The organism is Verrucosispora sp. WMMD703 (assembly GCF_049178935.1).
GTDB lineage: Bacteria > Actinomycetota > Actinomycetes > Mycobacteriales > Micromonosporaceae > Micromonospora > Micromonospora sediminimaris.
Map to the genome: position 1 here is coordinate 4,563,152 of NZ_JBMHMM010000004.1, position 15,644 is coordinate 4,578,795.

Below are 15,644 nucleotides of genomic sequence, written 5' to 3' on the forward strand. Positions count from 1 at the left end.
ATATTCACCCGTTCGGGTGACAATGAGCTGTCTCCGAGGTCAGGCCGGGCAACGCGCTCCTCTCAGCTATGAGCGGAAGCCAACCGCATCGCTGAATGGCCAACCGCGACCTGACTTGACCAACCAGGACCGGCCGGTCCTACACCGTTGACGCGCACTCTCGGCACGACCCCCACTCGGGAATCCACGCCACGAAGGCCCATTCCCGCCAGCCTGATCGGCGTCCTGTCGGCTCCGGCTTTTGCCTGCCGGCTTGACCGGTGGCCGACGGGCGTCCGGTCGGCGACGCGAGAGCTGTCGGTCGTCGCGGGCCGCGGAGGCTCACGTGTCGAAGGTCCATGTCGGACGTGGCCGACAGGCGTCCGCACCGCGTTACGTGAGCATCGCAGCACGCAACCGGACTGCTCACGTATAACCCCCCGGAGGTATCGATGACTCTCCAGCCGGGACGCAACGCGGCCGGCGACGGTCGTGGCGGCCATCGGCGGGTGCTGGTGACCGGTGCCCGCGGGCATGCTGGGATCGGCGGTCCTGGCCGCTGTGGACAGGACCAGCGCCCAGGTGTTCCGCACCGTCATCAAGGCGGGATGGCTCCACCTCGACGTCCGCGACCGCGACGCCGTTCATCACGTGGTGTCGGTCGTCAGGCCCGACCTGGTCATTCACCTCGCCGCCGAGACGGACTTGGAGGCGTGCGAGTCCGACCCGATGCACAGCTGGTTGACCAACGCCGCCGGCGCCGAGCATGTGGCGCGTGCCGCCGCAGCCGTGGGCGCGACGCTGGTGGACGTCAGCAGCGGGAGTCTTCGATGGGGTTGCGCTCAAGCTAAGGTGGCGCCGTCTTGTTCGACGTGGAGGCTAAAGTTCGCGCTGGCAAACCGTTTTCGTAGCAGTGTGCTTGCTCGGTCATCCGTGCCGCCGGGATTGCCTTTGGCGTAGTCCCATCCGGCACCCTGGCCGGGCGGTGTCGCCCCGGTGAGGGCGGCGATGCGGATGAGTGCGAGTTGGCCGTGCTTTCGCTCGTGGGGTGGCAGCGGCCACGTGATCGGCAGTCGGGCGGGATGTCGGGCCAGCACGGCCTCAACGCCACAGCCCGCGCAGTCCCACAGGTTCAGACCGTTGCGTCGGTTGTTCAGGAACGTCTGTGTCCACTGCTTCTCCTTGGAGATGCGCTTCCACAGGTTCACGGCTTCGCCGATGTGCAACATCTCGGCATCGGGATCCGTGTGACTGGCCCAGACGTACACACCTGGCGTGGCGTCCGGCGCGACGCCGGGACCGGCGAGCGCTGCCTGAACGAGCGCGAGTCTCATCAAGCCAGCCCTCTCTACTCGATGTCCCGGGAGCGTGGTTGCTCCGACGAACTGTCTTATTCGGCAGGTGCAAGGGCCCCTCGCAGTGCCGCTTTGGCTGCGGCTTCCTGCTCGATGGCGTAGCCACGTGTCAGGCACGCCTCGGCGAACTGTCCAACTTCGTCGGCCCGGGTCGCCAGGGTGGAGAGGTGGGTACGGCTGTGGGCGTTGAAGGACTTGCCGACGGCATGGTCAGCAGTGCCGATGTCGATAATCAGGCAGTGTCGATTTGGGGCGAGGTGATCGGTGATCCGCGCCGCGATGCGGACGCCGCCGAGGTCGGCATCCGTGCAGACGGTTACGGTGTCGACCTGTGCTGCTGCTTGGGCTATCAGTTCGAGCACGGCTTTCGGCGGCTGGCCATGGCACCAGATGACCGGCAGGTCGGGGCGGACATCGCAGATGGTCTCAGCGGCTTGCCGGTTTTCGATGATGATCATCTCGGGAGATGTCGCGGGTAGCTGGAGCGTGATGTCCTGGCTGGCGGGCAGGCGCAGATCGTGGGGGCCGGTAAGCCCTGTGAGGTCAATGATGCCGGTAGGGGTCTGTAGTCGGATGGGTCCGCCGAGACCGATGTACGGGTTGCGGGCAAGGCCAAGTGCCGTGATGGCTTCCTGCTCAAATCCGAGTTCTGCCAGCAGGTGGTGGACGTCGTCGCGGGCTTTGGTGTGCTCGGCGTGTTCTTGTACGAAGGCACGGACGGAGTTGTGTGTGCGCCCGTCGGCGAGGTCGGACGCGGCACGTAAGGCCCATACCAGCCGGTCGGTGCCGATGGTGGAGCGCAACGCCTTGGCCACGCCGGGCCACTCGTCGGTCAGGGTTTCGGCCAGGGACAGTGCCCGCGAGCGCACTGAGCTGGCCTCGGTGCGGCGGTTTTCTCGGGCGGCGGCTTGTGCGCCGGCGAGTTTCGGGTGCGGATGGGTGCGCCGGGCGGGCTGGGCGAGTTTGCTGAGGTGCAGGTCGTGTTCGATCGTGAGGCATCCGGCTCGGGCGAGCGCGTGGACGATGGTGGTGGCGTTGTCGCCGAGTCGTCCTGTGATGCTGTCCCAGTTGCGTGGGCTGCTGGTGATCCATGCCCAGTCGCTGTCCGCGACGAGGCCGTCGGGACGGGTTGGCTGTGCAACGGGTTCGCTGGCGCGAAGCCGCACTCGGCGGAACTTGGGGCGGCCGAGTCGGTCGCGGGAGTACTTGCCGCCGGGGGGCACTGGCGCGTAGGCACAGAGTCCTTCGGGTAGATCGTCCATCCAGCGAAGCACGATCTCAGGGTCCTCGTCGCCATGCGGGCTTGTCGGGTCGACAGTGTTCATGGTTGGGGGGCCGGTCGGTAGGAGGTGAGCCAGTCGGCGAGCATCTGCACCCTGGCACGGTTGGAGTCACTTCCGATGATCACCGGCGCCTGGTTGTACGGCATGGTGTCGGAGCTCCGCCGCAGCTTGATGTAGAGGCTGGAGGCGGCGATGGCGTAACGCTCCATGTCGTCTTGCAGGGCGCCGACGACGCTGATGGAGCGGTCGCGGCCGATGTTTTCAAAGAGGGCCACGGCCGCGCGGCGGTGGGCCGCGCCGAGGTTACGGCCGAGCTCGTCCAGGACAAGCAGCAGCGGTTTGTCGCCGGAGCCGGCCAGGGCCGCTGCGCAGACGAGCTTGACGGCCTTGTCGTCCATCTGGGCCGTGTTGCCGCGCAGCCGGTACGACGCGGGTGGCTTGCCCTCGCTGCGCCGCCATTTCGGTGTCACCGACCAGCGCCAGGGTTTGTCGGGGTCGGCGGGCGGTTCCGGTTCGGGGAAATCCAGTTCGCCGCCGTAACCGTCGTACGCCTTGTCGATCCGGTCGAACTCGGCCGAGACCAGCTTGAGCTTCGCTTTGACTGCGGTGGCGAGGGTGGCGCGAACGGCAGCGGCTGCCTCGCGCGATTCGCTCAGCGCTGCCTCGGCGCTGGTCAGCGTCGCGGTCTTGTCGGCGCGTTGGCGTTCGATGTCGGCCTTCTGCTGCTTGTCGACTTGTTCGTGCTGGTCGAGGTAGGTGCCGACGACGCGCAGCATCGCCGGGATCAGGCCGATGCGCTCGGCGGTACGCCGGGTGTCTCGCTGCTGGTCGATGACGCGAAGTTCTTCCGGCAGGTGTTCTGAGGGGGTGCCGATGGGAAAGCAGGCCCGGCGGACGCGATCGGCGAGGTCGTCAGCGGCGTCGTCCCATACGGGCAGCGATATGTTCCGCTCCGCCTCGTTGAGCTGGAGCAGGTGTTGGCGAGCGGTGTCGGCGGTGCCGCCCCAGGCCGTGTGTCGGCCAGGCAGGTCAAGTTCGTCTCGCCGGGCCATCAGCTTGTGCCAGGCTTCCTCGGCGCGTTTCTGGTCTCCTTCCACCTGATTCAGTTGGCTGCGGACGGCCTCGATGCGTGTGTCGCGGGACTGTTTGTCGGCCAGGGCCTGCCGGTAGTGCTCGGTGGCCAGCGCCAGCGGCGTAGCGAGCTTGCCCTGTTCGCGGTCGTTAGCTTCGTTGAGGTCGCGCAGGTGCTGGATGCGTTGGGTGAGCTCGGCTGCTTCAACGGCCGCTTGGGCGGCTTGCTCGCGTTCTTGGGCGCGTTTGAGGGTCTGCCGGGCGGCCGTGACTGCTGCTTCGGCATCGTCGTCGGCATCAGCGGCGGCCTCGACGGCGGCGCGGGCCTGTCGGATGCGACCTGCCCTGCCGGTCAGCGGGTCGGCGAAGCCGCTCACCGAGTGCACGCCTGCCGCCAGGTCGATATGCGAGAATTCGGCGCCTGCTCGGTCTGCCAGAGCGGACAGGAAGCTCGTCAACGGGTATGCGGGGACGGCAGCGGGCAGATCTGCCGTGCCGGCCGCCGGGTGGTTGTGGGGATCGGCGCTGACGATGAGCGAGCCGGGGATGCCGGCCAGAAGCTTGGTGGCGGTGGTGGCATCTTCGTGGCGTACGACGATCGCTTGCCGGTAGGGCAGCAGCCGGGCTTCCCATACGGCTCGCTGGCCGTCGGGGAGCGTGATGACGTCGATCAGAGGCGCGGTGTCAATGTTGGCACTGCGCAGGGTGTGTACCTGTGCCGAGGCGACATCGTCGCCGCGTTCGGCGGCGGCGAGGGCAGTCTGGGCGGCTCGCAAGGCGGCGTCCGTGATGCCCCTGGCTTGCTGGGCCGTTCCCAGCTCGGTTTCCGCCTTGGCTCTGGCGAGTGCCGCCTCGTGCGGTGTCAGGCCGTCGGCTGCGGTGGCCTTGCTTTCCAGGTCACGTTTGCGGATGCCGAGCATCTCGATCTCGCGGACGTTTTGCGCGTGCTCGGTTTTCAGCGCATCTACCTGCTTGGTGAGCTGCTGGTAGCGGTCGACGCGGTCGCGGAAGCTGCGCTCGAACGATTTGTCGTCGGTGAGCGTGCCCAGCATGGACTTGACCGTGTCGATGCCCTCGCCGATCTCCTTGCGCGCCTGTTCATTGTTCTTCAGGTCCACGGCGATGCCTTCGTCTTCGTCGAGGCCGTCGGTGAGGTAGCGGGCACAGCGGCTGCGCCACGAGTTCCTGGCCTCGCCGAGGATTTCTCGGGCGCGTTGCCGGGTGCGGATGCCCTGTTCGACGACGCTCATCCGGGCGTCCCACTCGTCGTACTGTTCACGCGCTTCCTTGGCCTTCGCCGCGTCGGCGTGTTCGCGAGAGCGGGCCTTCTGCTCGCCTTCCAGCTCGGTGGACAGCCCGGTCAGAGCACCGATCGCATCGAAGATCCGCTCGGGGGTCAGTTCGTTGAGCGGCTGGGCGAGCAGATTGGCTGTGGGGCTGGCACGTACCGAGGTCGACAGGAACGACACGCATCGCACGGTGTCGCCGTAGAGAGCCTTGGCCAGCTTGTTGGCGCGGATGTCGGTGCGGCCGTTGCTTTTGGGTAGCGCGTCCCAGAGTGTGTCGGCGCTGGCGGCGCGTTCGTCTTCGGTCTCACCGTAGGCGACGTGCAGCCGCTGCGCCCACCGCAGTTCGATGTGTGGGCTTTGCCGGTTGATACGCAGCCATACGGTGAGCACGGCCGCATCGAGTTCGGGGATGCTCTGCGCCGCCGGTGGCGCGAATACGCCGATGATGTATCCGCGATCGGCATTGGCGTGCATTGCCTCCTGCCCGGCCAGCTCGGCGGTGAACAGCAGTTCGGCGGCGGCCTGCGCGCCTGACTGCAACCGCCACTGATCATCGGCGTGCAGAAGGCTCAGTCCTGCGATGAACGACGACTTCCCGGCCCCGTTGGAGTCGGTGGGGCCTTGCCCGGCGACCGTGATCAGCCCGCTGGTCGTGATCGGGACAGGGTGGGTCGACAACCGCGAAATGTTGATCATCTGGACGCCGACGAGGACCCGGTTGCCCACAACCTGCTGCGGATCGCTGGTGTCGGGAGCGGGGGTGGGGCTGGCCGTCACGGGGTGCTGTTTCCTTTCTGCTGTTGACTGCGTCGGCGTTCGCGGATGGCGGAGGCAATCGGGTGGTCAGGGGCGGCGGCGAGGATGAGCTGCTCCTGAAGCCGCTCACGCGCGGCCGGTGTCAGGCGCAGCAATTGCGGACCTGGAACATAGCCGCCGTCGCTTTCTCCACCCCTGGTGAGCTTGACCAGGCCGGAGGCTGTCAGCCTGGTCAGCGCAGCTCTGGCCTCGGTAGGCGGGAGTTTGGTATTGCGCAAGATCTCGGTGACCGCGGTGGGATACGGGCTGCTCCACGTGTCGGCGTGTAGCTGTTCTTCGCTGCGGGGAATGGCCACCGAGTTCACCAGGATCACCGTCAGCACGGCGCGGTCCATCTCGCCCATCGGCTGCCAACCGGCGGTCAGATCGGCCGCGATCGTGTCGTCGAAGCCGGAGGTGTACCGCAGACCTGGTACTACCTCAACCAAGGTTCGCCCGGTGCGTTGCAGCAATCGTTGCAGGCACGCTCGTGACGTCGCGTCCTCCAGCGCGGGCAGAAACTGGCGGTGGACCGGTTCGCTGCTGTGCTCCAGCAGCGCGAACGCCGCCTCGACCTGTTCACGTTGCCGATCGTTGAGGTGCCCGAGCGTCTGCTCGAAGATCGGGTTCGGACGCGCCGTCATCGACTACCTCCCGCCTTGTGCGGCTGCGACTGGTCGTCGCCGCTGGGGACCATGCGCCACAGCTCCCGCAACGTGCTCAGGTCCAGCGATCCCCAGGACGCCACCCGAGCCCCCAGGCGCACCGTTCGGCGAGCTTCGTCATAACGCAACCACCCCGCACGATCCAGTCGCCGCACACCTCCCAGCAGCGTTCGATGCCGGTCACGGGTACCGCGACCGGGGGTCAGGTGGGCGAAGACGACCGCCACCTGGTCGAGTGCGGCGGTCTCGCCCGGCCACAGGTCCGACCCAGGATTCGCCCAGCAGCAGCGCAAACACGCCGCGAGCACGCGCATGGTGCCCTTGTGGTCAACGACCGACTGGCTGGGCAGCCCATACTCGTCCAACACGGCAGGACCCGCCGACTCGGGCAGGTTCGGCACAAGCCACACCGCCTGCGCGTCGGCCTCGACAAGACGCCGCAACCCAGTCGGCGTCGCGCCACCAGGAGGTACGCGCTGCGGACCGCCAGAGCGGATCTTCGCCCACCACAGCGCAATATCGCGCTCATCCACCCGTGACCACCTCCGCCCCGGCACGGCGCTCGAACCAGCCGTCGGTCACCCAGCTAAACGCCGAGTCGAGATCGACTTTTAGTCCATCACCCCAGGTCAGGCCATACGGCAAGTCGTCGCGATGATGGATGCTCACCATCTGCGACAACACCCGGCGGGCTGCTGGCCAGTCGCCTGCCGCATGCAGCACGCTGGCTACGGCCACTCGATCACTGCCAGCCAGCAGCTCCTCCGCCAGCTCGGCCAGCTGCGGCCCTTCCAGGTCCGCCTGATGCTCGCCCGGCGGTTCCTCATCGTCTGTCCTCGGCCGGGGCGGCGGCACTCGGCTACCCTCCGCGTGAAGGCCCTCCTCGACGGCGTCCAGCAGCGCCTCCACCGGAAAGTGTGGGGCCGGCGCATCGAATAGCAGACCATCGAGCGCGGACGCGAGCGTCGCGGCGGTGCTGTCGCGGGCGAAGCTACGCCAGCGCTCCACCGGCAGTAGCCCCAACGCGCGGGTCTTGCCCGCATGAGCCAGCAACCGCTGCGCGGCGGTGCTCACCGCGTCCCGGTACGCGGCCAGCGCCATCCGCAACTCGCCGCACGCGGGCAGCAGCTGCGGCCACTGGGTCGCCGCCGCGTCGTGGTACTCCTGCGCCTTCGCCAGCAGCTCCTCGTTGCCCAGCAGGCCCCGTGCCTGCGCCCGAAGCTGCTCGATCTTGGCAGAGGTCGCCATCTGCATCAGCGGATTGGCCAGCAACCGGAACACGTTGGTGATCTCGACGAGGTGAGCGCGCGCATCATCAACGGTCGCGTGTTGATCATCGAGAGACATTCGGGCCATCGACAACAGCCGGTGCAGCTCGGCCTGCCCGCCCGCGTCGCCGATCCGGCGCAGAAACAGCAGCATGACGTACGGAGCGAACGTCGCCTGGTAGTACAACTCGTTCGCCCGATCGTTGACCTTGACAACGGCGCGGTACGAGCGCAGCACCAAGAATCGGCGCCGAACCTGACTGTCCGGAAGATGGCGGCATGCAACGGCGACCTGGTCGATCGTCAGCCCAGCCGGCCCCGCCTGCGCGAAGGCGTCGAGGATCGCCTCGTCAACCATCACCGACTCGACGTCCTCCACCATCTGGTTCGACGCGCGCGCCAGCACCGCGAAAACCTGCTGATAGACATCCACGAGAGCGGCATCGGCGGCATACTCATCGAAAGTTGACACTGAAAGATCCGGCACAGTTAGCAGACCATAGCGGAGAGTACCGACATCGCGCACCGCCGCCCGAGCCCTGTGTGACAGCGGGACCTGCCATCGGCATCAGGACGGACCCAAAGCAGCAAAGCGGAGCATCTTTCACAATGCTGGTTCTATGGACCAGTTGCACGCGTCGTCGCCCGACCTCCACGGCGGTGGACGGCAATGGATCGGCCGTCGAGGAGAAAGGTAACCGCCGACGGGAAAGAGCAAGCGACTGCGCGCGCAGCGTCCCACGCCAGGCGGCGCCACATGTGCTGGTCGACGCGTGCGAAGTTGGCGGTTGCCGCACACCCCGTGCGACTGCACGCCACCTACACCCGAGACCAGGGCGCACGCCACGAAGTCGCCGCCCTCGACCTGACCACCAGCACGCTGCACTACTGCGGCTCCGCCCTCGGCCGCGCGCGGTCGACCTCGGGCATCGCCTCAACCAGATCTGGCCTCCACGGTGGCGACCGAAACGCAGGCCGAACTGTGCCACCGACGGCCAGCGAATGGCAGCAAAGCTTGCGCCCGCTGGACGCACTCACTGCCGCTCCGCCAGCAGACTGTAGTATCAGCGCATGCGCACTCAAGATGCGCACCGATGCGGAAATTCTGTGTCCGAGGGGGGACTTGAACCCCCACGCCCTATACGGGCACTAGCACCTCAAGCTAGCGCGTCTGCCATTCCGCCACCCGGACCCACTTGCCCAGCCTACCGCGTCAGCCTCGGTGATCTCATCACCCGCAGGCCGCCCGCTGGGCTGCACGGGGAGTTACTGTACACGCCACAGGTGGATCATGCACATCGGCATCGGCCCCGGTCCGGCACTGGTCGCAACGCCCGGTAGCGGCCCCTCGGCAGGTGTGTGCGCCGGGTAGCGTCGAGGTGCCCGTACCCGGCAGCATGGGCCTCGTGCCCCATGCCTCTCCCCTGGCCGTCGCTCAGCAACGGGCCCTCGCGCTGCGTGGTGCGGGTAACCTCGCCGCCGCCCGTGGCCTGCTGGCCGATGCGGTCGAGTCCACTCGGCCGCCGTTCAGCAAAGATCATCCGGACGTGCTCAGCACCGCTCATCTGCTGGCCAGGTTGCATCGGGAGGCGGACGATCCGAGCGCGGCCCGGCGGGTGCTGGAGGAGGCGTTCGCCGCCGGGGAGCGCCGTTGGCCGCATGCCGATCCGCTGATGCTGGCGTTGGCCTTCGAGCTGGCGTCCGTCGCGGACGAGCTGGGCAATCGCCACGAGGCGCGCCGCAATTACACCCGCGTGGCCGCTGCCGGCCCCGCCGTGCTCGGTGCCGACCATCCGGCGGTACGCATGGCACGCGAGTATCTCGGCGACGCCGCTCCCGCCCCTCAGCCCGCTGTCCCGACCGCCCCTCAGCCTGGTCCGGCCAGTCCGCCGGGCCGGGGAGCGTTGGACGAACCGACGGTCTCCCTGGCCGTGCTCTCCACGCTGTGGAAGCCGCACGAGGCGTCGACGGCAGCACCGGCGCGTCCCGTCGCCCCCTCGGCGTCACCGCCTGCCGGCGACCAGCCCACTTCCGGCGTCCCTGGAGCGGCGACCGTCCCTCCCGTGCCTGTTTCCCCCCTGGGGGCCGCCGTACCGGCGCCACCGGTCATTCCCGCCGCACCGCAGATCGTTCCCGCCGCACCGCAGACCTCGGCCGAGCCGGGGCGGCCCGCCCCGCCACAGATCCCGCCGTTGTCCACCGTGCCTCCCGCAGCAGCGCCGCAGGTCACACCAACCCCTCCTACAGCAGCGCCGCAGATACCGCCACCCCCCACCGCGGCGCCGCAGATCCCGCCGCCTCCGACTGTCGCGCCGCAGATCCCGCCGCCGCCCGCCATGCCGCCAACCGTGGTGCCGCAGGTTCCGCGGCCCACCCCACCAACATCCGCTGCGCCGCCTGGCCCACCGCGCGTACCGCCGTCGGTGGTGCCACCGTCAGCCACGGCACCATCTGCCCCGCCGCAGGTTTCAACGCCGCCCGGCGTTCCTGCGCCGCCGGTGGTACCGCAGGCCCGGACCGCTTTTCATGATCAGTCAGTACGTCCGGTCGCGACTCCGGTCGACCGGGCCCGATCGGCAGGGGTGCCACCCGCCCCGGTGGTTGCGGCTACCGCCGCGACCAGGCCGACAAGCAGGGTGCCGGCCCCGTCGTCGCCGGCTCCGTCACACACCGCACCGTCGGTCACGCCGTCCAGCCAGTCTCCGACCGGACCGGCTCCGCGCCAGCCGATCGAGGACGAGGAACAGACCGGCGTACTGCGGCACGCCCCGGCGGTCGACGACGCGACATCGGCGGGCGTCGAGTCTGCCTCCACCGGGCATCCCGAGTGGGCCCGGCCCACCATCCGGGTGCAGCAGATCGGTCCCCTGTTGGAGGAGGAAGCGGCTCGGGCCGGCCGTACGCCTGAGTCTCCGGCACCGGCGGAGACTGTGCCCTCACCGGTGAGCGCGTCCCCGGCCTGGTCGTCGGCGGTGACCGAGCCGCCGGCCGAGGGGCAGCCGGTCAGCGCGCCACCAGCGCTGGGACAGCTCGCCGAGGCGGCCTGGAGCCAGGCCCAACCGATCAGCGCGCCACCCGTCAGCGCGCCACCGGTCAGCGCACCACCTGTGAGTGCGCCACCGGTCAGCGCACCACCGGGCACTCCCCCGGTGCCTCCGCAGGGCACCCCACTGGTCAGCCCGACGGCAGGCCCGCACGACCTGACCGCGCCGTTACCGCAACCCGGCCCGAACAGCGCACCACCCGGCTGGGCGCCGCCGACCAGCGGACCACCCGGCTACCCACCAACGACCGGTGGACCGTCTGGGTATGCACCGCCGACCAGCGGAGCGCCCACCGGCGGGCCGGGCGGCTACCCGGCGACCGGCGGAGCCGCCCACCCCGTACCCCCGCCGTACGGGCCGGTGAGCGGTGGCGGCTCGGCCGAGGGCCCGGGTGGCGGAGCCAACCCGTACGGACCCGGGGTCGGTGTCCCGCAGCATGACCCCCGGCTGGCGGGGCCGGGTCGTGGCGCCCAGCCGCACGGTTCACCGGGTGCGCCGCCGGCCTATCCGGGGCCCGCCGCGCCGCCGGCCTGGGGTCCGTCCGGTGCTCAGGTTCCGGGGATCGCCGCGCCGTACCAGGGGCCGTTGGCGATGCCGACGGCGGAGCCGGCGCCGGGTCGTAACCGGGTGGCGATCGGCGTGGCGGTGGTGGCGGTCCTGGTGGCCCTGGCCGCGGTGGTCGGGGTGGGTCTGCTGGTCCTGGACCGATGGGCCGCGCCTTCGTCGGGGCCTGCGTCGGCGCCGACATCGCCACCCGGTTCGGTCGGCCCGCCTCCGGGGGACCTGACGATGCGCGACGACATCACGACGATCACGTTGACCTGGACGGATCCGTCGGACGGGTTGGTGCCGTTCATGGTGGCCGGTGGGCGGACCGGGCAGTCGCTGGGCATGATGGCTACGGTGGACCCGGGTCGGACGAGCTACACGGTCAACGGGTTGAGCACCCGGGTGAACTACTGCTTCGCGGTGCTCGCCGTCTACGACACCGACCAGTTCGCCACTTCCGACCAGGTGTGCACGTCGCGGTAGGCCGACCCGTCGGGTTGAGGGGGCCGATCGGTCCCGGACGGACAGTCGTGGCGGGACACGCCGACGACACGCCACGCTGGGTGTCCACAGCCGGACGGTGCGGGTTCCCGGGGTCGGTGGGGTGACCATATGATGGCTCCCGGCTCAGGGGAGGGGTCGCCGTACGGGGGCGCCACCTGCCGAGACGACACGGGAGGCTGCCGGCTGTGGCGAGCATCGACGAGGCCGTTCCGGCCCGCACCCCACGATCCCGGTCCCGGGTACGCGGTGGTCTCGTCACCGTGGGTACGGTGGTGGCGCTGTTGGCGGCGATGGGGCTGACCGTGCTCGGTCTGGGTTCGGCGGACAACGCGGTGGCCAACTACGACGCGAGTTCATGGTTGTGGAGCGCGGCGCGCAGCGAGTTGGCGCGGGTCAACGGGGTCACCGCCCGGGTGGACACCCGGATGGAGGTGCCGGCGGCGCGGCGGCATCCGATGCAGGTGACGCAGACGGACCGGCTGCTGGTGCTGCGGGATCTGAACACGGGTCAGATCAGCGCGCTGGACCTGGCGACGTTGCAGATCACGGCGACCACGCCGACCATGCCCGGGCTCGGAGTGAGTGTGGCGTTGCACGAGGACGCCGCGTTCGTGGTGGACGCGGTCCAGGGTGTGGTGCGGCAGTTGGATCCGCGGTCGCTGGCCCCGGTTGGCGAGCCGGTCCGCTATCCGCCGGGGATCACCGGCGGCGCGTTCGACGGCGAGGGCCGTCTGTGGGTCGCGGTGCCGGCGGAGGGCACGGTCTCGGCGATCACCCCGGCGGTGCTGCCGTCGGAGGCGGCGGACTCACCGGTGGGTTCGCCACAGGTGGAGACGTACGACGTGGCGGAGGCCAGCCACGAGTTGGTGGTCTCCACGTTGGATGACGGTGTGGCGGTGTTGGACCGCACGGCCGGAGCGTTGGTGACCGTCGTGGACGGTACGACCCGCCGCACGGCGTTGGCGTCGACGCTGACCGGGCCCGGCATCCTGCCGGTGCGTACCAGCGGGCCGGTGGTGCCGGTGACGGTGCCCGGGCAGCGGCAGGTGCACGCGATCGGCGACGGTGGCGAGGTGCGGTCGTTCACGGTGCCGGGCGACGGTGACCGGCTCGGTCCGGCGGTGGCCTGGGCCGGGCGGTTCTACTGCGCGGACGAGGCGGCGGGCACGGTGTACGCGTTCGACGCGACGGGCCAGCTGACCGACACGATCCGGGGCAGGTGGGGTGGCCCGCTGGAGTTGGAGGTGCGGGAGAACTACCTGTTCATCAACGCGCCGGACGCGGCGACCGCGCGGGTGGTCAACGACTCGCACCAGGTGCGGGAGGTCGACAAGTACGCCAACGACGTGCTCGGTGGTGATCCGCCGCCGGAGCCTCCGCCGCCACCTCCGCCGCCGCCGAAGAAGCCTCAGGTGAGCAAGCCGGGCGCGCCGCGTAACGTCACGGCGGCGGCCGGCGACGCGCAGGCCAGGGTGAGTTGGCGACCGGCGGCGGCCAACGGCGCCGAGATCATCCGGTACGTGGTGGAGGGTGCCGGGCAGCGGTTGGAGGTCGGCGCGAACCAGCGGTCGGTGGAGGTCACGGAGCTGACCAACGGTGAGACGTACCGCTTCTCGGTGCACGCGGTGAACGCGAAAGGCGCGGGTCCAGCTCGGAACAGCAACCCGGTGACGCCGACCGCGGACGTGCCGGACGCGCCGACCGAGGTGACCGCCGAGGCACGGGCGGACGGCACGGTGGTGGTGAGCTGGCCGGAGGCGAACGGTCAGGGCAACACGATCACCAGGTACGCGGTGTCGGCGACCTCTGCGGGCACGAACGCCCCGGTCGGTGAGGCGACCGGTACGGAGTTGGTGGTGAAGGCCGGCGAGCTGGAGTACGGCACGCAGTACGCGTTCACGGTGGTCTCGGTGAACGACAAGGGCGCGGCGTCGGAGGCGTCGCCGGTGAGCAACACGGTGGTGCCGTTCACGGTTCCCGGTGAGCCGTTGGAGTTGCGGGCGAGCACGGTGGCCGACCAGCCGGGGACGGTGGCGGTGCAGTGGACGCCGGCGGTGGCCAACGGCCGGCCGGTGACCGGTTACGTGGTCGAGGTGGGTGACAAGCGCAGCGAGGTGACCGACACCCGGGCGACCGTGGGTGGCCTGGGTGACGGGCAGAACGTGACGGTGCGGGTCCGGGCGGTGAACGAGGCTGGCGAGGGCGCGCAGGCGACGACGACGGCGCGTACGGTGGCGGCGCCCCGGGTGACGGTGACCGGTTCGTCGGCGACCGCGACGGCGGCGACTGTGACGTTCACCGTGGACGCCGGTGGCGGCCAGGCCAGTTGTACGCTGTCCCGGTCGGGTCAGCCGGCGAAGAGTGGCCCGTGTTCGAGCATCACGATGAGCGGGTTGACTCCCGGCACCAGCTACACGTTCACGGTGACGGCGACCAATGCCGCCGGCAGCGGCACCGCCACCAGGGCTCAGCGAACCGACGCCCTGTACGGCATAGCCACCTGTGAGAACGGCCCCGACGGTGACCAGCGCACCTACTGCGACCGGGACCGGGACGGCCGCAACGGCAACGAGATCTTCTCGGTGCCCCGGCAGGACAACGACCGCCAGGTCGGCTGGGCGGAGCCAGGCACCCGGTTGAAGGCGTACTGCAAGGTGCGGGGCACGGACATCGACTCCTGGATCTACAACGACAACAAGCAGAGCACCTGGTGGGTGCAGGTCGAGTACAGCGGACGGAACTACATCCCCTGGGCCTGGCTCAACCTGGAGGGCGGGGACGACATAAGCGTCCTGCCCACCTGCTGATCCACTCCAGGCGAGGAGCACCACCGTGAACAGCCAGGAACCGCTCACCCAGCAGGAGGTGCAGGGCTTCGCCGCCCTGGCCGCCCGGCTGGCCGAGAACGTCAATACGGTGGTGCTCGGCAAACCGCAGGTGGTGCGGCTGGCGTTGACCGCGTTGTTCGCGCAGGGGCACGTGTTGCTGGAGGACGTGCCCGGGGTGGGCAAGACGACCCTGGCCCGGGCGATCGCGGCGACGGTGAAGGGGCAGTGGCGGCGGATCCAGTTCACGCCGGACCTGCTGCCCTCCGACGTGTCCGGGGTGACCATCTTCAACCAGGCCACCCGGGGCTTCGAGTTCCACCCCGGCCCGGTGTTCGCCAACATCGTCATCGCCGACGAGATCAACCGGGCGTCGCCGAAGACGCAGTCGGCGCTGCTGGAGGTGATGGAGGAGCGGACGGTCACCGTGGACGGGGTGCGGCATCCGGTGCCGCAGCCGTTCCTGGTGGTGGCCACCCAGAACCCGGTGGAGATGGACGGCACGTACCGGTTGCCCGAGGCGCAGTTGGACCGGTTCCTGGTGAAGTTGTCGGTGGGATATCCGGACGAGTCGGTGGAGGTGGAGGTGCTGCGCGGGGCGACGGTCCGCTCTCCCGAGGCGCTCGCGGCGGTGACCGACACCGCCACCGTCGGCGAGATGGTCCGGATGGCCCGACGAGTGCACATCGCCGAGCCGTTGTACGCGTACGCGGTGCGGCTGGCGGCGGCCACGCGTACCCATCCGCAGGTCCGGGTCGGGGTCAGTCCACGTGGGGTGATCGCGTTGACCCGGGCGGCGTGCGCGTACGCGTTGATCGACGGCCGGGGCTGGATCATGCCGGAGGATCTGAAGACGCTCACCGAGCCGGTCTTCGCGCACCGGCTGCTGCTCACTCCCGACGCTCAGGTGCGGGGGGTGACCGCTGCGGACGTGCTGCGGCAGGCGGTCGCCTCGGTGCCGGTGCCACTGCCGTCGGGCCAGCCGGCCCCGGCGCACCGCTGACCGGCGAGGTCTGG

At 69.6% G+C, this 15,644-nt stretch carries 10 protein-coding genes and 1 tRNA gene; 4 read left to right on the plus strand and 7 right to left on the minus strand.

Features of this window, described 5'->3' with window-relative positions; genetic code table 11:
* Positions 1-513: 513 nt before the first annotated feature.
* The gene (locus ACN26Z_RS21275; RefSeq protein ID WP_421463109.1) at positions 514-939 is read left to right on the plus strand and encodes a sugar nucleotide-binding protein; all 426 of its coding nucleotides are present in this window, start codon (positions 514-516) and stop codon (positions 937-939) included.
* Here ACN26Z_RS21275 and ACN26Z_RS21280 read toward each other — a convergent pair.
* From ACN26Z_RS21280 to ACN26Z_RS21310, 7 genes are all read right to left on the minus strand, one after another.
* Complete coding sequence (locus ACN26Z_RS21280) at positions 822-1,313, minus strand: hypothetical protein (protein ID WP_421464747.1); 492 nt, start codon at positions 1,311-1,313, stop codon at positions 822-824. The genes ACN26Z_RS21275 and ACN26Z_RS21280 overlap by 118 nt on opposite strands.
* 56 nt (positions 1,314-1,369) lie before the next feature.
* Positions 1,370-2,659 (minus strand): DUF2399 domain-containing protein, encoded by a 1,290-nt coding sequence (locus tag ACN26Z_RS21285; protein WP_421463112.1) that lies wholly within the window; start codon positions 2,657-2,659, stop codon positions 1,370-1,372.
* Complete coding sequence (locus ACN26Z_RS21290; RefSeq protein WP_421463113.1) at positions 2,656-5,754, minus strand: hypothetical protein; 3,099 nt, start codon at positions 5,752-5,754, stop codon at positions 2,656-2,658. The genes ACN26Z_RS21285 and ACN26Z_RS21290 overlap by 4 nt, the downstream gene beginning before the upstream one ends.
* Complete coding sequence (locus tag ACN26Z_RS21295) at positions 5,751-6,416, minus strand: hypothetical protein (RefSeq protein WP_421463116.1); 666 nt, start codon at positions 6,414-6,416, stop codon at positions 5,751-5,753. Before ACN26Z_RS21295 ends, ACN26Z_RS21290 begins: the two co-directional genes overlap by 4 nt.
* The gene (locus ACN26Z_RS21300) at positions 6,413-6,970 is read right to left on the minus strand and encodes a hypothetical protein (RefSeq protein WP_421463118.1); all 558 of its coding nucleotides are present in this window, start codon (positions 6,968-6,970) and stop codon (positions 6,413-6,415) included. The genes ACN26Z_RS21295 and ACN26Z_RS21300 overlap by 4 nt, the downstream gene beginning before the upstream one ends.
* A complete protein-coding gene (locus ACN26Z_RS21305) occupies positions 6,963-8,177 on the minus strand; it encodes a hypothetical protein (protein WP_421463120.1) in 1,215 nt (404 codons plus the stop codon). Before ACN26Z_RS21305 ends, ACN26Z_RS21300 begins: the two co-directional genes overlap by 8 nt.
* A gap of 636 nt (positions 8,178-8,813) precedes the next feature.
* Positions 8,814-8,897: transfer RNA gene (locus ACN26Z_RS21310), tRNA-Leu, on the minus strand.
* A 214-nt stretch (positions 8,898-9,111) separates the two neighbouring features.
* Here ACN26Z_RS21310 and ACN26Z_RS21315 point away from each other — a divergent pair.
* The 3 genes from ACN26Z_RS21315 to ACN26Z_RS21325 all read left to right on the plus strand — a co-directional run bounded on the left by ACN26Z_RS21315 (position 9,112) and on the right by ACN26Z_RS21325 (position 15,630).
* Positions 9,112-11,781 (plus strand): tetratricopeptide repeat protein, encoded by a 2,670-nt coding sequence (locus ACN26Z_RS21315; protein WP_421463123.1) that lies wholly within the window; start codon positions 9,112-9,114, stop codon positions 11,779-11,781.
* A gap of 215 nt (positions 11,782-11,996) precedes the next feature.
* Positions 11,997-14,609, plus strand: a complete 2,613-nt coding sequence (locus ACN26Z_RS21320; RefSeq protein ID WP_421464685.1) for a fibronectin type III domain-containing protein — start codon at positions 11,997-11,999, stop codon at positions 14,607-14,609.
* Between the two features lie 25 nt (positions 14,610-14,634).
* Positions 14,635-15,630 carry an AAA family ATPase gene (locus tag ACN26Z_RS21325; protein WP_421463125.1) on the plus strand — a complete coding sequence of 332 codons (996 nt, stop codon included), beginning with the start codon at positions 14,635-14,637 and terminating at the stop codon, positions 15,628-15,630.
* The last annotated feature ends 14 nt before the right edge of the window (positions 15,631-15,644 follow it).

What these genes read in the sequence shown, in the direction of transcription:
- ACN26Z_RS21275 (WP_421463109.1), top strand. Translation starts at nt 514, where the DNA reads ATGCTGGGATCGGCGGTCCTGGCCGCTGTGGACAGGACCAGCGCCCAG.
- ACN26Z_RS21280 (WP_421464747.1), bottom strand. Translation starts at nt 1,313, where the DNA reads ATGAGACTCGCGCTCGTTCAGGCAGCGCTCGCCGGTCCCGGCGTCGCG.
- ACN26Z_RS21285 (WP_421463112.1), bottom strand. Translation starts at nt 2,659, where the DNA reads ATGAACACTGTCGACCCGACAAGCCCGCATGGCGACGAGGACCCTGAG.
- ACN26Z_RS21295 (WP_421463116.1), bottom strand. Translation starts at nt 6,416, where the DNA reads ATGACGGCGCGTCCGAACCCGATCTTCGAGCAGACGCTCGGGCACCTC.